Origin of the sequence: Trichocoleus sp. FACHB-6 (genome assembly GCF_014695815.1) — a bacterium.
GTDB classification, from domain to species: Bacteria; Cyanobacteriota; Cyanobacteriia; order Cyanobacteriales; family FACHB-T130; genus Funiculus; species Funiculus sociatus.
On sequence record NZ_JACJOY010000097.1, the window covers coordinates 44933 to 66638 of the forward strand.

A 21706-nucleotide genomic window follows, 5' to 3' on the forward strand; every position below is an offset into this window, starting at 1 on the left:
CTTTTTACTCTTCGCCTCTGACACGGGAGGATCGCCAAACTTGCCAACTGGTATAACCCAGCAGCAAAGTTGCGCCAAAAGCATAAGCTAGTCCGCTGGGTACCTTAGCCAGAGCCAGCGCCAGACTTCCCACCCACAGAGTTAAAGCGTAGATAAACAAAACTATCAAGCGTTGTGGCAGACCAGCTTGCAGTAACCGATGATGTAGATGGAATTTATCGCCAATAAAAGGGGAACTGCCGCGTAACAGCCGTTGCACAATCACGGCTGACATATCCACAATCGGCACAGCTAAAATTAAGTAGGGCAACAGCACAGCGGTGACAGCGGTGCTTTTCACTAAGCCAATCACCCCGACACCAGCCAAAGTAAAGCCCATAAAATAGGCTCCCCCATCTCCCATGAAAATCTGGGCGGGGTTGAAATTATATCGCAGAAATCCTAGTGCGCCGCCAGCAAGCGCTGCCGCAATTAGGGCTGCTGCTGGTTGGTTCATAAACAAACTTACAATTAGCATCACCACGGCACCGATACCAGAAACTCCAGCAGCTAGACCGTCCAAACCATCAATCCAGTTGATGGCATTGGTCATACCTACCAGCCAAATGACTGTGATCGGCCAGCTGATGGTGTCTGGCAAAGTTACAAGCCCAGCGAAGGGAACTGTGAGAAAGTCAATTTGGACGCCGAAGTGCCACGCCCAGCTAGCAATGATTATTTGCATAAACAGCCGCGTGAAGGGCGAAAGACTGAACAAGTCATCGGCTAGCCCAATCAGGAAAAAGCCTAGACCACCAACCGTGACTCCCCAAATCTCGGAGGATTTATCTGCGCTGAGAGTGCCAAATCCCCCGGTTCCCCAAACAATCAGCAGGGCGATTATGGTACCTGCAAAGATAGAGATACCTCCCACTCGCACTATCGGCTGCTTGTGGACTTTGCGTTCACCGGGTAAATCAACCAATCCCTTTTGTAAGCCAATTTTGTTGACAACGGGTGTCGTCCAGAGGACAACAAAGGCAGAGACGAGAAAGGCAACCAGATGGTATAGCTGGGGAGGCATCTGAAATTTAGTAGGGTGCGAGACATCACAAAGGATAATTCAAAAAAGCTGTTAGCTGTTAACTAATCGCTATTGATCTTTCATCCTTTAAAAAAGGCGTCAGGCAGAGTCTACTACATTTGGGACGGTAAACGTCAGTAGTTAGTCGTCATTTGTCGGTTGTCAGGGGTCAGTTGTCCGTTGCTACTGACCGCTGGCCAATGACTGGTAACTAAGCTAGAGCTGGGACAGGAATTGTTAGATGGGGGTATAGGGGGAAGACTTCGCATAATGCCCCAACTCGACGCCGACAAGCAGCCGCTATTGCTTCGTCTTCCGGATTCAGCAGCCGTTCGGCAATTATATCGCCAATTTCGGTAAATTCCGTTGTTCCCATACCGCGAGTTGTCATTGCAGGCGTTCCCAGCCGCAAGCCACTCGTTACAAAAGGCGACTCTGGATCGAAGGGAACGGTATTTTTGTTGGCGGTAATATTTACCCCACTCACCAGATGATCGGCTTGCTTGCCAGTCATGCCGATGGAACGCAAATCTACTAGCATCAGGTGATTGTCAGTGCCGCCAGAAACAATCTTAAAGCCGCGTTTTTGCAACTGGGCAGCTAAGGCACGGGCATTTTCAATCACTTGCCCTGAATACGTTTTAAAGGCTGGTGTCAGTGCTTCCCCGAAAGCAACTGCCTTAGCAGCAATAACGTGTTCCAAAGGCCCACCTTGTGTGCCGGGGAAAACGGCTTTATCTAGCTGCTTACCCAATTCCGGGTCATTGGTCATAATTAAACCACCTCTGGGACCGCGCAGGGTCTTATGAGTGGTCGTGGTGACGACGTGACAGTGGGGGAGGGGGTTGGGGTGATGCCCTGTGGCGACTAACCCGGCAATGTGGGCGATATCGGCTAACAGGTATGCCCCAATTTCGTCTGCGATCGCGCGGAATTTCTCAAACTCTATTACTCGCGGATAAGCTGAGTAACCGCAAATTAGTAGTTTAGGACCATGTTGCAGCGCCAAATCCCGAATTTGGTCATAGTCTAGCTGCTCTGTTTCTTTACTGACACCGTAATGACAAACTTTGAACCACTTTCCCGATACATTCACTGGCGAACCGTGGGTTAAGTGTCCCCCGTGGGACAAATCCATTCCCATAATCGTGTCTCCAGGCTGCAACAGCGACAGGAAAACGGCAAAATTCGCCTGCGCCCCGGAATGGGGTTGTACGTTGGCATGAGCCGCCCCAAATAGTTGTTTAATGCGGTCAATTGCCAGTTGCTCAATTTTATCTACAAATTCGCAGCCGCCGTAATAACGCTTTCCAGGCAAGCCTTCGGCGTACTTATTCGTCAAGACGGAACCTTGTGCTGCCATAACCGCTGCTGAGGCAAAGTTTTCACTGGCAATCAGTTCCAGGTGGTCGCGTTGACGCTGGAGTTCCTGCCCAATAAACTCGGCAACGACGGGATCGGTTTGGGCGAGAAAGTCTAAGTTAGTTTTTGTCACGGAGTAAACCCCTAGAGATACTGTTAGCGATCGCTTCCTACTTTAGTTCGGATGCTTTCTTTTCTGGCTTGCGCCTGTATTTTCCTGAGTCTTTTATTTTAATGCTGTTGGAGTCGCGTCCGTCCTGACCTTTCTGTTAACACTCTATCAGTGATTCTACGGAGTTCCGTCTCTCCTAAAAATACCTTGCCTGACAACAGACATATTAAAACTTCAAGACTATAAGGGTTAAAGACATTAAGGTGTATGTTAATTTACCATATATTCCCGAAAACCTGGCTTAAAATTGAGGAAAGCGGATAAGCCTCTTAAGGGAGGTGTCAAATGTTAGTCATTCTTACGGATGAACAAATTCTCTCTCCCAAGCAAGTTTGTCAGAACTGTTTACTAGCAGACTCTAGCGGTCAACCCCGCTGGCGGAAAGGACAACTCGGCTGTGGTCAATCGATTCACAAGCTGACGGAAAATCAACCGGAGCAATACGAGTGTCTCATGGGCTTCCGGATTGCCAATATTAAATGAGCGCGATCGCTACCCCGGAACCATCTGGGGGAAAGATCCGCCTCAAGCAGCCCCAACATGGTTGACCTGGTGCTGTGCGTTATCCTGAACTTAGTAAGAACTAGCGATTAATAACATTACAACAGGAGAACGCACGATGACTTGGCGTGGTTCAACAACAACCAAAGACCGGATTTTTTCTTGCCTTCCTTATATACTGCCTTTACTTTCGGCGTATCCTTTTCGTCTGTTTCTGGTTAGACAGTTTCCTGTATTTGGCCTTATCTACACGCCGCTGTCACCTTTGTTAGCAATTTACGATATACCTTTTGCCAGCTTAATAATTTTCTTTGCCTTGTTCTTAGGAGTAGTTAGAAACGAAAACATTAACCATTTTATTCGTTTCAACACCATGCAGGCAATACTTTTAGATATCCTGCTGTTTCTGTGCAGTATGCTTTTGCAGATTTTAGTTCCAGCGCTAGGCGGCGCAAACTTAATCACACAAACGCTGTTCAATGTAGTCTTTTTAGGAACGCTGGTAGCCTGCGGCTATTCAGTTGTCCAGTCAATACTGGGACGTTACGGAGAAATACCCGCCATTTCCGAGGCAGCTTACACCCAATTGCGCTAGTTTCAAGCCGCAGGCATTTCTTTGTTTATGGTGCCGTCGGTGTGGGGCGTACCACAACGGTATTTTCCATCTGACCGATACCCTCAATTTCGATGCGGACGCGATCGCCCACTTGCATCGGTCCCACTCCCTGCGGTGTTCCGGTAAGCACCACGTCCCCAGGCAGCAGTGTCATCACCCCAGAGATGTAAGACACCAGATAATCTGGCGAAAATACCATCTGATTAATTGAGGCAGACTGCACTGGCTGTTTATTGTCATTAAGAAAAGTTTGCAAGCGGGCAGCAGGACTCAATTCGCGGACAATCCACGGACCCAGGGGGCAAAAGGTATTAAACCCTTTTGCCCGCGTCCACTGACCATCTGATTTTTGCAGATCGCGGGCAGTAACATCATTGGCAATAGTGTAGCCCCAGATTTTTTCTTGTGCCTCCTCTGGCGTACAATCGCAAGCGCGCTCGCCAATCACTAAAGCTAACTCGCCCTCATAGTCCACCTGCTGCGATTGCGGCGGATAATGAATTTCTGTACCCACTGCGGTGACAGAAGTCGGCGGTTTGAGAAATAGCAGCGGCTCTTTTGGCACTTGGGTTCCCATTTCCGCCGCATGGTTAGCATAATTCTTGCCCACGGCAATAATTTTAGACGGCGCACAAGGAGCCAAAATTTGGTAAGTGTCTGGTTCTAACTGCAAATCTGTAGGTTGCCCATGCAACCAGGGAGGCGCATCAAGCACCTGAACACCTCGGCTCAGTTGCAGTAAACCGTAGTAAGTCTGTCCTTTTTCAGTGCGAACTCGGACGTAGCGCTGCGCCATATGGTTGAGTAATGTTTGATTATGCTTTAAGAGTGTGCTTCAAATGTCACAGATGCAAATTTAGCCTGGTTAATTTGTAGAATTTGTGAACTGGTAGTAAGATTTTAAGTCCTTGCTTCTTCATGTTGTTAGGCGTTAGGGAAGAGTTATGAGGGTAGAAGACCACAAGGCGAGGAATCAGTACCTAGTCACCTCCTCCCTAGTTCCTAGCCCCCCAAGAAGCCTCATTGTCCATAAGGAGATTACCAAAATGCAGATCGTTTACGAAACTATGTACATCCTCCGTCCCGACTTAGGCGAGGAACAAACCAACCTAGCGATCGCCAAATACCAGAACATCCTGACCGAAAATGGAGCTGAGGAGATTGAAACTCAGCATCGCGGCAGGCGACGTTTGGCTCAGGAAATTGGCAAGCACCGAGAAGGTGTATACGTCCAGATGAACTATAAGTGCAATGGCAGCCAGATTGCGCTTCTAGAACGGGCAATGCGTCTTTCCGAGGACGTGATCCGTTACCTCACAGTCAAGCAGGAAGTCCGCGAGGCGAAGCCAGAAGCTGAACCTGTTGAGCAAGAGGCGTAAGCTAAACCCCGACGAGTAAAGTCGGGGCCACACAAACAAAGACCGCCAAGGCAGCCTATTAGCTGGCTACGGCTTTGTTTGTGTAGCGCCATAAAATTCTCTGGCGCACTTTAGTTAATAACTAATGGCCAATGACCAATAACAGATTGTTATACTAGCGTGTGGGACACGCTATTTGACTGAGATATATTTTATAAAATGCAGCCTACTGACTCTACCAAGTTTACTGAAAAAGCCTGGGAAGGCATCGTCAAATCCCAAGATGTGGCGCGTCGCTTCAAAAATCAGCAGCTAGAGGTAGAGCATTTAACCATTGCCCTGATAGAACAAGACGGGTTGGCGAGTCGGGTTTTGAGTCGAGCAGCGGTAGACACCACAGCATTAAAGGCGCAACTGGAAGCCTTCAGCCAGCGCCAGCCAAAAGTCACCGTAATTGACCAGCTGTACCTGGGCAGAGGCTTAGATGTCATGCTAGACAAGGCTGACGCAGCAAAAAGTGCCTTACAAGATGAATTTATTGCCATAGAGCATATATTGCTTGGTTTTGCGGAAGATGACCGCGTCGGGCGGCGCTTGCTTAAAAGCTTCAACGTTGACAGACAGAAACTAGAAGCGGTAATCAAGGATGTCCGGGGCGCTCAGAAAGTACAAGACCAAAATCCAGAGGCACGCTATGAGGCGTTGGCAAAATACGGACAAGACTTAACAGAAAAGGCAAAATCTGGTCAGCTCGACCCGGTAATTGGGAGAGACGAGGAAATTCGTCGGGTGGTGCAGGTGCTATCTCGGCGGAGTAAGAATAATCCGGTGCTGATTGGGGAACCGGGCGTAGGGAAGACAGCGATCGCAGAAGGTCTGGCGCAGCGGATTGTTAACGGGGATGTTCCGGAATCTCTGAAAAAGCGCCAGTTGATCGCCCTGGATATGGGTAGTCTGATTGCGGGTGCCAAATATCGGGGAGAATTTGAAGACAGGCTGCGGGCGGTATTGCGCGAAGTTACCTCTTCTGACGGTCAAATTGTCCTGTTCATCGATGAGTTACATACCGTCGTCGGTGCTGGTGCAACTCAAGGGGCGATGGATGCGAGTAATTTACTCAAACCAATGTTGGCGCGGGGGGAATTGCGCTGTATAGGGGCGAGTACGCTGGATGAGTATCGTAAGCATATCGAGAAAGATGCGGCGCTAGAACGTCGATTTCAGCAGGTTTATGTAAATCAGCCTTCAGTAGAAGATACGATTTCGATTTTGCGAGGGTTGAAAGAACGCTACGAAGTTCATCACGGCGTGAAGATTACGGATTCCGCTTTAGTGGCTGCTGCTACTTTGAGCGATCGCTACATCACAGAACGGTTTTTGCCAGATAAGGCGATAGACTTGGTGGACGAGGCAGCAGCTAAGCTGAAAATGGAGATTACCTCCAAGCCAGTAGAATTAGAAGCGATTGACCGCCGACTGATGCAGCTAGAGATGGAAAAGCTATCTTTGCAAGGGGAAGGTCAACGGCTGGGTATAACTGTTGTCGGTGCTTTCCGTTCTTCCCAAGAGCGTTTGGAGCGCATTGAGCAAGAAATTGAGTCTTTGAGTGAAAAACAACGTCAACTAAGCTCTCAGTGGCAATCTGAAAAGCAACTGTTGGAAGAAATTAATGCTGTCAAGGAGGAAGAGGATCACCTGCGGGTGCAGATAGAGCAGGCGGAACGCGCCTATGACTTGAACAAGGCTGCACAGCTTAAGTATGGGCGGTTGGAGGTGTTAGGACGCGACAAGGAAGCCAAAGAAGCCCAGCTGTTGGAAATGCAATCTCGCGGTTCGGCTTTATTGCGCGAAGAAGTACGAGAGGGTGACATCGCCGAAATCGTCGCCAAGTGGACTGGCATCCCCGTGAACCGACTCTTAGAGTCGGAACGTCAAAAGTTGCTACATTTGGAATCCCACTTGCACGAGCGTGTTATTGGTCAATCAGAAGCGGTTTCGGCTGTGGCGGCGGCAATTCGTCGCGCCCGTGCAGGGATGAAAGATCCCGGTCGTCCGATTGGTTCGTTCCTGTTCATGGGACCAACTGGTGTGGGCAAAACTGAGTTAGCGCGTGCCTTAGCTCAGTTTCTGTTTGATAGCGATGATGCCTTGGTGCGGATTGATATGTCCGAGTACATGGAGAAACACGCTGTCTCGCGCCTTGTAGGTGCGCCTCCAGGGTATGTAGGCTACGAGGAGGGGGGTCAACTTTCAGAGGCGATTCGTCGTCGTCCCTACTCGGTGGTGTTGCTGGATGAGGTGGAAAAGGCGCACCGGGATGTCTTCAACATTTTGTTACAGGTGCTGGATGATGGTAGGATAACGGATTCCCAAGGTCGGACGGTAGACTTTCGGAATACAGTAATTGTGATGACCAGCAACATTGGCAGCGAGCATATTCTGGATGTGGCTGGGAATGATGCACAATATGAGTTGATGCGGAAGAAGGTGACAGATGCGCTGCGATCGCATTTCCGTCCGGAATTCCTTAACCGGGTGGACGACATAATTCTTTTCCACACGCTCAACCGCAAAGAACTGCGGCAAATTGTGGGGATTCAAATCAAGCAGATTGAGCGCATGCTGGCGGATCAGAAAATTACCATACAACTGTCGTCAGCAGCTCAAGACCACATAGCGGAGGCTGGCTACGATCCAGTTTATGGTGCGCGTCCCCTGAAACGTGCCATTCAGCGTGAATTGCAGAATACTCTAGCAACCGCCCTTCTAGAAAACACTTTTGTCAGCGGTGACACCATCGTAGTTGATTGCGTAGATAATGCCCTCACCTTCAGGAAAAAACAACCGCTCAAGATTTCCGAATCTATTGTAGAGACGAGTCTTCCAGTCTCTCCTACAAAAGTCATTCCATAAACTTCCACTGCTTACATTCATCGCGTTCCCAGTCTCAGCCTGGGAACGTATTCCGAAGGCGACCGCCTCCGATTTATTTCTAAACCTACAGTGCATCTACGTATAAAATTATCTCGTGCTATTTTGATGTAAATACAACATCCAAAAGCTTAGGCGAAAGTAACATTAAACATGAAAGTAATTGCTTGGCCTGCGTTCAAAACCAGATACAAAAACCCGTATAACTGGTTGTTGTATTCCCAGATGGGCCAACAAGGGGTGACAGTTGAAGAATTTTCGCCCCTCAAATTGTTACGCCAACACTACGATATTTTTCATCTACACTGGGCAGCCGAAACGATAGTACGCCATCCCAACCCAACTTTAGCTTTTATAAGAGCAAAAGCCATGCTTGCTCTTATAGACAGAGTGCGGCACCAAGGGACGCGCATCATCTGGACTTTTCACGACAAAATCCCCCACATCGTTTTGCATCCCCAGATAGCGGATTGGTTTCAGTCAGAACTCGTATCTCGTGTAGACGCATATATTAGTATGTGCGAGGCAGGAAAAACTCTAGCTGAAGAAACTTTCCCTTCTCTTAAACAACGCTTAAACTCGGTCGTACCCCACGGACATTATCGTGGAGAATATCCAAATCAAGTTGATAAAATTAGTGCCAGGAAAACATTAGATATACCAGAAAAAGCTAGAACCATAGTTTTTCTAGGACATATATCCCCCTATAAAAACGTTCCCCACTTAATCCGCACATTTGGCGAATTAGATGATGCCGATTTAGTTTTAGTGGTAGCAGGCACTCCCGATTTACCAGAACTTAAAACAGAAGTATTTGAGGCAGCAGATGGTGATTTTCGCGTCAGATTATCCATGCAATATGTGCCGCCCGACAATGTGCAATTTTACCTCAAATCAGCAGATTTAGTAGTCTTGCCATTTCAAGAAATTTTAAACTCCGGCAGCGCAATACTTGCTCTTTCCTTCGATTGCCCAATATTAGTACCGCACAAGGGTGCGCTGGGTGAACTACAGGCATTAGTAGGAGAAGCGTGGGTTAAAACCTACTCAGATGAGCTAACCTCAGATATCCTCCGCGAAGGCTTAGATTGGGCAGTGCATACTCCACGCGCCAACCAGGCTCCATTAGAGATGCTAGACTGGTCTGTATTAAGCCAAAAAACAGTACAGCTCTACCGTGCAGTTTTTCAGTAGTAAAAAGCAATATAGCGGTTCCTATAAGAGTGAGGTACACCAGATGTCAAACCCCACGAGGCTTTCAACCCCTGAACTTGTACCTCATTCAGCCGAGAAACGCTATATATTAATCCTAATTCATTTATGAAACTCTCTCTTTTCTCTTCCTCTGCGCCCTTAGCGTCTCTGCGGTTCGTTAAAAACGTAAAGACGTTGCATACTTCTCTACAAATCAAATAGGATTGCTATAACTAGCCAAAGCTATTTCACTTTACTAAATTATTCTTTTTTGGAGCCTGTGTAATTCGTTATGAAAATAGCCTTCGCTACCCACTATGATATTTTAAATAGGCATACTTGGCACCGAAAAATGATTGGTCATTGTGGGACTAACTACTACAAAGCTCTTGCCCTTGCTAAGCAGTGCGAATCATTGGAATACATTGGACCTTTAAAAGAAAATTACTCACCTATATATAAATATATATTCAAAACTAAAAATCGCTGGCACAAGCATTTTACCAAGCAGGTTTACCAACCTTGGGCAGAAAAAATTGTTAACCAAAGCTACGCTTCTCAAATCTATCAAAAACTATTAGATATAAATCCCCACATTGTTTTATGCCCGGACATAAATTTAGCTTCTTACTTAGAATGCAAGCAACCAGTTATTGTATGGACAGACTCTTCTTATGCTGGATTAATGAACTTTTACCCTGATCAAACCAACCTCTGTAAAGATACACTTGAGCAATTAATTGCAATGGATAAACTTACCTATGATAAATGCAGTTACGCTATATTTTCATCCGACTGGGCTGCACAAAAGGTAATTGATATTTATCAAGTTGACCCTTCTAAAGTAAAAGTTATTCCTTCCGGTGCTAACGTTGAGTGTAACAGAACCTTGGAAGACATCAAAGAGATTGTGGATGCCAGACCATCAAACCAATGTAAGTTACTCTTCTTAGGTGTAGATTGGTATAGGAAAGGTGGCGACATAGCCTTGGAAGTAGCAAGCGAGTTACAAAAGACAGGGTTAAATGTTGAATTAACAATAGTTGGGTGCCAGCCTTTCCAGAACGATTCATATCCTTATTTTGTTGTTAATCCTGGTTTTATTAATAAATCCACAGAAGAAGGATTAAATAAAATCAACAAATTGATAGCTGAATCTCACTTCATAATAGTGCCTTCAAGAGCAGAAGCTTATGGCAATGTTTTTTGTGAAGCAAATTCTTTTGGAGTCCCGTGCATATCTACAAACGTGGGTGGAATACCAACAATCATTAAAGATACTTTGAATGGAAAAGTGTTTTCGCTCAATGCAAGTATTAGTGACTACTGTAATTATATTTATAATATTTTTTTAACCTATTCAGAGTATAAAAAATTAGCTTTATCTTCATTTAATGAGTATCAAAATCGTCTAAATTGGACAGTTGCTACTCAAACAGCCAAGGAATTATTTATGGATTTAATCTAAAGAGCTAATTTATGAAAATAGCTTATATTACCACTTACGATATTTCTAATACTTCTACTTGGTCTAAAAATCAAGTAGGGCTTGCTGGAGCTGGTTCTTACATAGCAAAATCTTTAGCTAGTCAGTCTATTGAGCTTGACTACATTGGATGTTTGAATAAAAATTTTTCATTACTAACTAGACCTAAGTGGAGTTTTTACCGTAACTTACTTCACAAAGATTACTACCGATGGGCAGAACCCTTAGTGCTTAGAGATTATGCATATCAAATTTCTGAAAAACTATTTAGGTTAAACTCAGATATAGTGCTTTGTCCAGAAAATGCAGTACCTATTGCTTATCTCGAATGTAAGCAGCCAATTGTTTTGTGGACAGATTCAACCTTGGCTGGATTAATTAATTTTTATCCTTATTTGAGCAATCTGTCTAAGGAAACCGAAACTAATATATATGCGATGGAAAAAGCTGCATTGGATAGATGTAAATTAGTAATACTCTCGTCTGAGTGGGCTGCTGAAACAGCGATTAATATCTATGGTCTTAATCCTTGTAAAGTAAAAGTAGTTCCCTGGGGAGCAAATATAGGGTGCGACAGAACGAGCGATCAGATTCGTATCTTAGTAGAATCTAGGGTTTCAAGCCCGTGTAAGTTATTGTTTGTGGGAGTTGACTGGTACAGGAAAGGGGGAGATTTAGCGCTTGAAATAGCTAAAAGTTTAAACCTAATGGGTTTGAATACTGAATTGACAGTAGTGGGATGCCAGCCTATGACTAATGAGCCTTTACCTGGTTTTATAAAATCATTAGGGTTTATCGATAAATCCAGTCAAGAAGGTAAGGATCAAATAAATAAATTGTTAAGAGAGTCCCATTTTTTAATTTTACCTTCGCGAGCAGAATCTTATGGTCATGTTTTCTGCGAAGCAAATTCTTTTGGGGTTCCTTGTTTAGCAACAAATACTGGCGGTATACCAACCATTATTAAAGAAAATATAAATGGAAAAACTTTTGCGTTAGAAGCTAATATATCCGATTATTGTAACTATATTGTCTTTATAATGGAAAATTATAGTGAATATAAAAAAATGGCTATCTCCTCATTTGAAGAGTATCAATCTCGGCTAAATTGGGATGTTGCTACCCAAACGGTGAAGCAACTAATGACAGAGTTACTATAGTAGTTTATTTGGTTGGGACATTTTATGACAAGTATAAATACGTCTAAAATTCCAAGCGATGAATACATATCAAAAGACAGACTAATCAGCTACTACAATCAGGTGCGTATCATCAAAGGATTAGGAAAGCAAGTAAATAATATTCTGGAAATTGGAATATTTAATTCACTTTTCACGGACTTGTTAAGGAAGTTTGGATATAACGTCACAACCGCTGATTTTGACGCAGAATTAAAGCCGGAGATGGTTCTGGATCTAGCAAGTGATTTTACACTGCCAGAAGATAAATTTGATGCGATCGCGCTTTTTCAAGTGCTAGAACATATCCCTTATGACAAATCAGAAAAAGCCCTGGAGAAACTTGCAAACGCTACTAAAAAGTTTCTGGTAATATCGGTTCCCTATCGCAGTTTATTTTTGTCAATTCAGTTTAAATATTCTTTAAAACAAAGACCAAGACATCTTTTTCTCCACGTTCCCCGATTCTGGAGCCAAAAGCCCTTAACCGAAGATGAACACTACTGGGAAATGGGATTGAAAGGCTACCCGAAACAGCGTCTGGTAAACTCGATTGAAAAAGCGGGTCTTACAATTAAAAGAGAATTTATCGATCCATTGAATCCATATCACTATTTTTTCGTACTGGAAAAAAAGGCTAAAAATTAGCCTTTAGCAAGCTTAATTGAACGAATATAGACCAGCAAGTAGGGAAATCCGAATTCCTCAAGGGCGGAAAAACCCTTTCTCACAAGCATCTGCGATCGCTCACAATCAATCTTTAGAAAGTTTTTACACAACTACCACAAGATATATATGCTGGAACAAGGCACAATCACGATACATACCGAGAATATTTTCCCGATTATCAAGAAGTCCCTCTACACAGACCACGAAATCTTCTTGCGGGAACTGGTATCCAACGCCGTCGATGCTATCCAGAAACTTAAAATGGTGTCCTTCGCTGGGGAAGTCACAGGCGAAATAGGCGAACCAGAAATTAACATCGCTATTGACAAAGACAAAAAGACCCTATCTATCACCGATAACGGCATCGGGATGACAGCCGATGAGGTGAAGAAGTACATCAACCAAGTTGCTTTCTCCAGCGCTGAAGAATTTATCCAAAAGTATAAAGCCAGCGCCGAACAGCAAATTATTGGTCACTTCGGGCTAGGCTTTTACTCCTCCTTCATGGTGGCGCAAAAAGTCGAGATTGATACCCTCTCATACCAGCCAGGAGCGCAAGCAGTACACTGGTCTTGCGACGGTTCGCCAGCCTTTGTTTTAGAAGAGTCGCCCCGCACTGAACGCGGTACGACTATTACCCTGACCCTTCAGGATGAAGAACAGGAATATCTGGAACCGATGCGGATTCGTCAGTTGGTGAAAACCTACTGCGACTTCATGCCAGTGTCTATCAAACTGGATGGGGAGGTAATCAACCGTCAAAAGGCACCGTGGAAGGAATCGCCGCAAAACCTGACCAAAGAAGATTATCTAGAATTCTACCGCTACCTCTACCCGTTCCAAGAAGAGCCGTTGCTGTGGGTGCATCTAAATACTGACTATCCCTTCATTCTGAATGGGATTCTCTACTTCCCGAAGCTGAAGCCGGATGTCGATGTCACCAAAGGGCAGATTAAACTATTCTGTAACCAGGTGTTTGTGAGCGATCGCTGCGAAGAAGTTATCCCCAAATTCCTCCTACCCCTGCAAGGTGTCATTGATAGCACTGACATCCCCCTCAACGTCTCCCGCAGCGCCCTTACCAACGATCGCACCGTCAGGAGAATAGCAGATTACATCGCCAAGAAAGTAGGCGATCGCTTAAAAGAACTCTACCGCGAACAGCGCGAAGAATACATCCGTTGCTGGCAAGATGTTGGCACCTTCGTCAAATTTGGCTCCCTCAACGACGACAAATTCAAAAAACAAGTCGAAGACATCATCATCTATCGCACCACCGCCAACCTTACACAAGCAACTCCCGAAACTCCCCCAGCCGTCGAAGTACAATCCCAGGAAGGCGATGTTTGGCAAGAAGTCACCCCAGCCTCCGGAGAACAACAAAATCCAACATCCCAATACACCACCCTCAAAGACTACCTGGAACGCAACAAAGAACGCCAAGAAAACCGCGTCTTTTACTGCACCGATGAAGTCACCCAAGCAACCTACGTACAATTACATAAAAGCCAGGGTTTAGAAGTTCTGTTTATGGACTCCTTCATAGACACCCACTTCATCAGCTTCCTAGAACGGGAACATCCTGATGTCAAGTTCTCCCGCGTAGACTCAGAACTGGACAAGACCCTAATTGACCAAGATAAATCCGGCGAAATTGTTGACCCTAAAACCAACAAAACCCGCAGCGAACAAATCAAAGAACTATTTCAGCAAGCCCTCAACAAACCCAAACTTAACATCCGCACCGAGGCGCTGAAGTCAGATGACCTGCAAGCAACGCCACCCGCAATGGTGCTGTTACCAGAAGTGCTGCGACGGTTGCGAGAGATGAACGCACTCATGCAGCAGCAAAATGTTGAGTTTCCCGAAGAACACGTCCTGGTAGTGAACACCGCCCACCCGCTGATCCAGAATCTCACTCACATGAGTCAAGGTAGTATTATTCAAGAAGAAGGGCGATCGCCTACAGGCGAGTTGACTAATCTAATCTGTCAACATATTTACGATTTGGCGCTCATGGCTCAAAAAGGATTTGATGCCGAAGGGATGAAAACCTTTGTAGAACGGTCGAATCAGGTGCTAACTCGTCTCACAGAACGTTAGCAACTAGCAACCATCTCGCGTTCCCAAGCTTAGCCTGAGAACCAGAGATTCGATACAATAGACATCTTGCCAAAGTCTCGCGTTGCGCGAGACTTTGTTTGTCTAGCCATAGACCGAATTCTGTGGTCATTTAACCGAACCCCAATCTGGAGATATTCTATGTCGCGCAAATGTCAGCTGACCGGAAAAAAGGCGAATAATGCCTTTGCCATTTCCCACTCTCACCGACGCACCAAAAAGCTACAGGAAGCCAACCTGCAATCGAAGCGGATTTGGTGGGCGCAAGGCAATCGCTGGGTGAAACTGCGGCTTTCTACCAAAGCAATCAAAACCTTACAACATAAGGGTTTGCAAGCAATGGCGAACGAAGCTGGAATCAACCTAAATCACTATTAATGCAGCCACTCTCGAAATTTCTCTGATTATTTTTTCTGTAGAAATTTTGATGGCAACACTGTATTGTTTACATCTCCCTAGCCCTCCTCAAAAAAGGGGGCTAGGGGATAAAACTTTTTGTATCCAACGTCCCTACCGTTGTGATGCCTATCCTGCTTCTGTCGGGTGTTGGGCGGCTTCCCGATTTTTTTTGCGAGAGGTGATAGGTTTTCTAAGACAGGTGGGTATGCTAAATACAGTAATTTCCCCACCTTGTTTGTTAAGTTATGTTTAAGGCGATCGCTATCTTTCACAGACAACTCATACATCTTCCCTAAATCAGTCTTGTGGGGGAAGCGCAAACCTCACTTCTGTCTCAGAATTCTGGTGGAGGATTTATGATCCGGAAAAATACTGAAAAACTTAATAAAAATTTATTACATCTAAATGCGTACTTTCCCGGTTGATAACAAAGTTTAGACTTGTTAAGACAGAAAAGAACGCCAAAATTATGAAGTTTTGATGAAGCTTTACCAAGGCGATTAGGGTAGTTCAGCCCATCTGCCTTTTATATAAATTTAATTTACCGCAGATTATTTACTCCTCAGTCTTCATTTCAGCCCTATCCAACGTTTGACAGGAAAGCAAGTATGTCACCCCACAAAAAGCTACTCAAAGCCATTCAAAATCTGTTCCGGGAAATGGTGCAGATAGCAAAAGCTGTCACCAAAAAGCTGATGAATTGGCTCTTGCGGAGCATATTGGTAACTGGGAACAAAGCAAATCTGGCAAACGCTGGATTTATATTGCCAACGGTGACAATGGTAATTTTGGTCGTCATCTTGCTGACAACGGCAATGGTGTTCCGGTCATTTGAGCGCTCCAAAAATGCCAGTAACGTTAGGGTAGATAGGGTTGTACTTGAAGCAGCAACGCCAGCATTAGAACGTGCAAAAGCAAAAATTGATGAGTTATTTGCTGATCCTACCCTTCCTAGAGGAACTCCCGCAGAAAGCGCACTGTATGGTGCATTTGCTGGCCCCGGCAAGTTAAAAAGATATACCTTCAATGACGAAGAGCCTGTAAAACTGGTCGCTGACTTTTTAAAGAATGATGGTAAATACGGCAACGATGGCAGTATTAATAAATCAACCGCAAATGCCAACATTAAATTAGAAAACGATGAAACTCTGGCAACAGCCTGGAGATTTCCCATTGATACCGATAATAACGGTAAGTACGACAGCTACACCCTTTATGGGATTTTCTTTCGCAGTCCCACTCAAAGTGGCGGCAAGTTTGACCGGCCAAGAGGCCCGCTAGAGGCAAGAACGCCGCCCATGAATACCGCAGGAACAGGAGGACAGTGTGAGCAAGCAGGCGACAGTTCTGCTAGTTTGGTCGGTAACTCTGGGTGGTATTCAATAAACGGACAACTAAAGAAAAGCTTTTTTGTGTATTCAGCTACGGTTCCGATTCCCGCAACCCCAGCTCCCACCGATCCGACGAAGTATGAACCATACAAGGGTAATAAAGGATTTTCGGCTTTAGAGTATCAGCAAGACAGAAGCCGGATTCCTATTAGTAACAATGCCGTTGTATTCGAGGACGACTTGGAGATCACCCCAGGTCCCGAATTTCGGTTGAATGGAAGAGTTGTTACTAATAGCAATCTCCTAACAGGAGAAACGGATAATAATATTAGCCTGTATCAAGTCAGTAGTAAGGATTCTTGTTACTACCAAGAGGAAAGTAGCAAGATTATTGTTGGCGGCAATGTGGCGCTTGGTGGAATCGCTGCTGGCAGTAATAAAGGTGCAGTTAATGTCCATTTGTTCCAGGGAATAAGAAACAATCCAACAACAAACCAGGCAATTAACAGTACTAATCAATCTACAAGCAACGCTCCAACGCTGGTAGGGTATAACACCCAGGCGTATGCAGAACGGATCGCATTGCTGGTTGATGCACAGTTTGATAACGCGAGGACAACCGATCCGCCGGATGTTGACAGAAAAGTTAAGGCGGTTCCTGATGGCGAACAAGACAAGGAACGCAGAAAACAACTGGAACTATGGTTTAGAAATCGTACCCGTCGCGTTCCCTTTAGCGAGGTTCCTTATACTGGTCAGCCCGGAGCGGGAACTACAGGCTACAGTAAAGCAAACGTACTTGGCGGTACCAGCCTTGACGGCTTAGCACCACCAGATAAGTGGATGTATCCTACTAGCACAGCTGATGGCAAAACGGGTACTGATACAAAGCTAACGCTGAAGATTAACCAACTAGAAGCAACCGAACCGGAAAAACAGCAAGAGGATAAAGAAGAAAACTATTTAGGCGATCGCATTCTAGTCGGTAATAACCTGCCTGCTGTCTGGAAAAAAGGCACAACCTTTGTTGGTGAAAACGAACCGCAAGAAATTACAGGGGCTAGTTGGAAAGATGGAGGCGGAACTCGGTACCGCACTACTCAAGTTAGAGAGTTGGTGAATCTAGGGACAATCAACCGCGACGACTTATGGGAAAAGGCAGCAGCCGAAAAACCTGTAACGCCACTAGATAACGTCGGCGGTCTGCGCGTCATCACTGGTGCCGGAGTTTACGAGCGCAAGAATTCTTTTCTACCACCACCAACTTACGATAACCCCAATACCTCACAAGTAGAAAAATTACTAACCTACGATGACCCCGCGACTGGTGTTGTAGAACAGTACCCCATAGTATGGCCGGACACTATGCCTATGTCGCCGGGACGAGCGGGGACAAAAGTGTTTGATAATTCACCTGCTATTGGGACGGCGCCTGGGTGGATACCTCTGCCAGCTGAACTCTTAAGTACTTTCAACTTAAACTTAAACCCTGGCACAATCGCAAACACGATTGACCCCAACACTCCCAAATTTGCTAAAGGCGACCTGCGGATGCGGGCAACTGCGGTATATCACTACGCTGTAGATAATTTCGATGTCGCTGCTCCAGCTCAATACCAAGCGCCTATTGCTTGCGTCAGCAGTTACTACGACCCCACTAACAGCGTTACCGCCAGAAACCCCAGTGGACTGCCTGATGTCAGCGGCGAACAACTCGGTACGCCACCCACAGATCTGCAAGGAGCCAGATCAAACAATGGCGTAGTTTACGGGCCGCCTAACGCCAATGCCCAGACTGTTGCAGGTGCCTTACCAAATCCAGGAACTGGCTTGTTACCGGGCAATGCAGCTTCTGCGGGTTTACAGGCAAGAATAAATCATCAAGCAAATTTGAAGTTTCCGAACGGACGCTTTGTTAATGAGCCGCTGCGAAATGCTCTGATTCGGAAAGGCAAAGGTGAGACCCTAACGCTTTCAGAGCAATCTGCTATCGACTCTACCGTTTGCGCTTTGCAAATTTTGAGCGGTACTATAAATCCCAACCCTGCTCTCATTCCTCACGGTGCAATCAAAGAAGTGGCTTTTCTGGATGCCCGACAAATTAAGGCAGTAGAAACCGATAATCCAGTCACTACAGCACTAGAAACATTTACAAATGATGGCAATGCACAACTAACTGGGAACTACAACATCTTGCCGCCACCCCCTGGTAGCCCTCCGGCTACTACTGCTACAGCCCTTAGCGTTGAGCAGCGTCAGCCCCTGGAAGTTCGCGCCACTGTACTAGATATCAATAGACTCCGTACAAAAACAATAAGTGGAGCTAATGTACTGGCAACACCAGAGTACCTGCTGCCAAACAGCGGCATAATTTACGCTTCTCGCGATGATGCGCTGCTGGATTTAAGCAACAAAGACCCGCGTTACCTTGGCACAGACGATATTGAAAGTCGCAAGCAGCTGAGTGCCAATGACTTCCAGTTAGACCCCACTCGCCGTCCCAACGGCATTGTGTTGACTAACGGTAGCGCACTCTGGCGGGATCAAAACTTTAGGGAGGCAGAGAAAGGTTTAATCTTAGCCACAGATTTACCTACATACATCTGGGGAGAATTCAATAAGCACAGTAATGAAGAGTTTGGCACCCTATTAACTCCGAATTGGAATAACTTCTACGCCAGAAGCAACATTAATGATAACTTTGCTTGTCGCCCCCAAGATCCCAGACTGCCTAAATGCACAACTGGCGACTACTGGCGACCGGCAACGATTTTGGCAGATTCCATAACACTGCTTTCTAAGAGTGATAATGATCTCAACCCTATTAATGACAATCCAGCTTTAGGCTTCCGGTTCGGATACCGAAATGAGGGAGACTACAACCTGAGTAATAACCAGGGAGATAGAGACTCACTTAACAAGCGTCTGAAGAACGGCTTCTGGGACAACAATTTTGTCACTAACGGTCTTAGCAGCGGTAGCCTACCTGTAACTGTAGGTGGATCTACATTCACAGATGCTTCGTACTCTGGTAACAACGCGACTGCCCCCAACAGTTCTTACTTCAACAATTTCGTTACACCTGTACAGCGACGGGTAAACCGAGCACCTGAGTATGTGATGGAAATCTGCCGGAAACTGCCAGTTTCTGAATGCACGGCAGATGACTGGGTAGTTGGTTTTGATGTCAATGGCGATGGCGACTTTTATCAAGATACTGTTGCGCCGCCTGGAGTCATAACAGATGCCGAATATGACAAGGTTGACTTGGATGGAGACGGAACGCCTGAAACCAAAGAAATAGACATTAAGACATATCAGCTGGGTAAAGCTTTTGCTGTTGCAGGAAAAGCGCCTACATTACCTTGGACTACTCCCTTTCAAACTACAGGAGGTGGTAATCGCAATGTGGTAGACCGTCTGGGAGCAGGGACTACAGCGAGGAGCTCGATAATCAAGCCGCTGACCCTCAACATTCAACAACTAATTCCAGTAGACCAAGGCTATGCTCGTCGGGTTGCTTTTGCCAGAAATCAATTAGGCGAACTGGTATTTACAGAAATTGGTGCTAATACAGCTGCAAAACCATTGGGAGTTGGGTGTCCTGTTGATCCCACTGGCAATGCCCCTGAAAATAATGGCTGTCAGTATGGAGGTAATGCACCAGGAACGAATATCGGGTTACCAGCTAATAATGGAAATGGACTCTGGTTTAGAACAACCAACAATGTAGCTGGCAACCCAGGCACACCTACGGATATAACATACGTAAATGCCAGACCGCTCTACTACGAAACAGACCCGACAAAGTACGTAGAAGAGCTAGTTTTGCCCAATACTCCTGATATAGCAGGACGAAGCCTAAATGCTGTTGCTCCTACTATAGGCGCTTCAGACTACGCAGTGTGCACCAATGGTGCTGGTGGTGGGAGGACTTCAAGGAAATACTCAATTAACCTTGCTGCTGCCATAACTCCTGGCGCCTGTCCAGCTAATGCTCAAATTGAAGCTTTTAGAGCCGCCCTTGCAGCTTTGACTCCTGACTGGATAGCTAATGGCACAGGTACCACCAATAATCCCGACACTTGGAACGGCCAGAAAGACCTAATTCTAAATTCCAACGATCCTGTCTATAACGATAAGGGAGATGGAATTTTTGTATACGAGCTGCCTGTTACTACCGCTACTATATCTCGAATTGGCTCCCCTGTACCTCCAGCAACTCCTCTAACGATTACTCTCAAAGGCACCCCAGATTCTATATTTGTCCTCAAAACTCCACTGAACAGGCGTATGGATCTTGGTCTAAATGGTGGAAAAAGGATAGAACTTAAACTTGACGGAGTTGATGCTAACAAAGTTTTCTGGGTTTCCAATCGGGGCATCAGATTCAATGCTGTTAGTGGTTCACACCGCCTAGCAGGTAACTTCCTGGGAAGCAATGCGGCAGGCCCTGCTAATGCTCTGTTCATAAGCAATCCTACTCAAATCCTTGGCGGTCGCTTCCTGGGATTCTCTGGAAGTAACCTCCCAGCTGCTTTAGGAGCGGGAAATCTCAAGATGACTGCGATGACTTCCCAAGAGCAGCCATTGTTGGTGCCAGTATTGCAGGTTCAGTACACAGATAGCACTCCTAGTGCTACTTTGAATAACCCAGGTACGCGGGTTGGGGAAACCCGGTGGATGATGAAAGCTAATCCTACAACCTTCAATTTAGTAGCTGCTACGGGCGATACGCCGACGCGAGTCAATCCTGCAACCGGATTAGCTGAAATCAATGGTGGTCTGCATAACTTTGTGCGCTTCTTGGAAAACTGGACAGATAATAGCGGTACTGCGGACATTGCCGCCAGAATTAGCGGATCGTTTATTCAGCTAAAGCGCAGTAACTTTGCGACGGCTCCCTTCGATACTGTTGCTTCGGATGCTGTTGGTGGGATTTTTGGATATCGGCAGGCTTATGCCACGGACAACCTTTCCGTTACCCCAGGAAGTAATTGGGGTAAACTGCCTTACTATAAGCCACCCTTACGGCAATGGGGTTTTGATGTAGGGTTGCTCTCGCAGTTACCTGACTTGTTCGCTCAAAGATTTACACTGCCAGAAACCAGCTCTCCCGATGAGTTCTTCAGACAGGTTGGTCGGGATGACCCTTGGGTGAAAGCCTTGCTGTGCGGTGCTGTTGGTGCACAAAATGGCAACACATACACCTACAACAGGTTTGCTGCTAACGACGGTAGTGACACTAACAAACCGGATGCTTCTTGTCGGAATTTGGGCGACTACCAGTAAAGACTAAAAAGGTTCAATCTCAAAACTAGTGAC

15 protein-coding genes are annotated in these 21706 nt (G+C 45.8%); 12 read left to right on the plus strand and 3 right to left on the minus strand.

The annotated features are described in order from the left end of the window. Window positions 1–4 precede the first annotated feature (4 nt). Together H6F66_RS19005 and glyA are read right to left on the minus strand one after the other, a co-directional pair. Entirely contained in the window at window positions 5–1063 is a 1059-nt protein-coding gene (locus H6F66_RS19005) for an MraY family glycosyltransferase (RefSeq protein ID WP_190424190.1), read from the minus strand. A gap of 211 nt (window positions 1064–1274) precedes the next feature. After that, window positions 1275–2558, minus strand: coding sequence for a serine hydroxymethyltransferase (glyA, locus tag H6F66_RS19010; protein ID WP_190424192.1), 1284 nt, complete (start codon window positions 2556–2558; stop codon window positions 1275–1277). On the opposite strand from glyA, the gene H6F66_RS29010 reads away from it, so the two are divergent. The 3 genes from H6F66_RS29010 to H6F66_RS19020 all read left to right on the plus strand — a co-directional run bounded on the left by H6F66_RS29010 (window position 2552) and on the right by H6F66_RS19020 (window position 3693). Further along, window positions 2552–2686 carry a hypothetical protein gene (locus H6F66_RS29010; RefSeq protein ID WP_277873965.1) on the plus strand — a complete coding sequence of 45 codons (135 nt, stop codon included), beginning with the start codon at window positions 2552–2554 and terminating at the stop codon, window positions 2684–2686. The genes glyA and H6F66_RS29010 overlap by 7 nt on opposite strands. A 196-nt stretch (window positions 2687–2882) precedes the next feature. Continuing rightward, window positions 2883–3080, plus strand: a complete 198-nt coding sequence (locus tag H6F66_RS19015) for a hypothetical protein (RefSeq protein WP_190424194.1) — start codon at window positions 2883–2885, stop codon at window positions 3078–3080. 136 nt (window positions 3081–3216) lie between these two features. Continuing rightward, complete coding sequence (locus H6F66_RS19020; RefSeq protein WP_190424196.1) at window positions 3217–3693, plus strand: Tic20 family protein; 477 nt, start codon at window positions 3217–3219, stop codon at window positions 3691–3693. Between the two features lie 25 nt (window positions 3694–3718). On the opposite strand, the gene H6F66_RS19025 is transcribed toward H6F66_RS19020, so the two are convergent. Continuing rightward, window positions 3719–4510 carry a fumarylacetoacetate hydrolase family protein gene (locus tag H6F66_RS19025; protein WP_190424198.1) on the minus strand — a complete coding sequence of 264 codons (792 nt, stop codon included), beginning with the start codon at window positions 4508–4510 and terminating at the stop codon, window positions 3719–3721. A gap of 250 nt (window positions 4511–4760) precedes the next feature. Here H6F66_RS19025 and rpsF point away from each other — a divergent pair, with 250 nt between their 5' ends. From rpsF to hpsA, 9 genes are all read left to right on the plus strand, one after another. After that, window positions 4761–5093 (plus strand): 30S ribosomal protein S6, encoded by a 333-nt coding sequence (gene rpsF / locus H6F66_RS19030; protein WP_190424200.1) that lies wholly within the window; start codon window positions 4761–4763, stop codon window positions 5091–5093. 198 nt (window positions 5094–5291) lie between these two features. Continuing rightward, window positions 5292–7985, plus strand: a complete 2694-nt coding sequence (gene clpB, locus H6F66_RS19035) for an ATP-dependent chaperone ClpB (RefSeq protein WP_190424202.1) — start codon at window positions 5292–5294, stop codon at window positions 7983–7985. Between the two features lie 171 nt (window positions 7986–8156). After that, window positions 8157–9197, plus strand: coding sequence for a glycosyltransferase (locus H6F66_RS19040; protein ID WP_190424204.1), 1041 nt, complete (start codon window positions 8157–8159; stop codon window positions 9195–9197). A gap of 352 nt (window positions 9198–9549) precedes the next feature. Then, window positions 9550–10665 (plus strand): glycosyltransferase, encoded by a 1116-nt coding sequence (locus tag H6F66_RS19045; RefSeq protein ID WP_242023780.1) that lies wholly within the window; start codon window positions 9550–9552, stop codon window positions 10663–10665. An 11-nt stretch (window positions 10666–10676) separates the two neighbouring features. Continuing rightward, window positions 10677–11843: a glycosyltransferase family 4 protein gene (locus H6F66_RS19050; protein WP_190424209.1), complete on the plus strand. Its 1167-nt coding sequence runs from the start codon at window positions 10677–10679 to the stop codon at window positions 11841–11843. Between the two features lie 24 nt (window positions 11844–11867). Next, on the plus strand, window positions 11868–12509 hold the full coding sequence (locus tag H6F66_RS19055) for a methyltransferase domain-containing protein (protein ID WP_190424211.1): 642 nt from the start codon (window positions 11868–11870) through the stop codon (window positions 12507–12509). A gap of 147 nt (window positions 12510–12656) precedes the next feature. Beyond that, window positions 12657–14633, plus strand: a complete 1977-nt coding sequence (gene htpG, locus H6F66_RS19060) for a molecular chaperone HtpG (protein ID WP_190424213.1) — start codon at window positions 12657–12659, stop codon at window positions 14631–14633. 159 nt (window positions 14634–14792) lie between these two features. Beyond that, window positions 14793–15029, plus strand: a complete 237-nt coding sequence (gene rpmB, locus H6F66_RS19065; RefSeq protein WP_190424215.1) for a 50S ribosomal protein L28 — start codon at window positions 14793–14795, stop codon at window positions 15027–15029. Between the two features lie 629 nt (window positions 15030–15658). Further along, window positions 15659–21673 carry a hormogonium polysaccharide biosynthesis protein HpsA gene (gene hpsA / locus H6F66_RS19070; RefSeq protein ID WP_190424217.1) on the plus strand — a complete coding sequence of 2005 codons (6015 nt, stop codon included), beginning with the start codon at window positions 15659–15661 and terminating at the stop codon, window positions 21671–21673. Window positions 21674–21706: the final 33 nt, after the last annotated feature.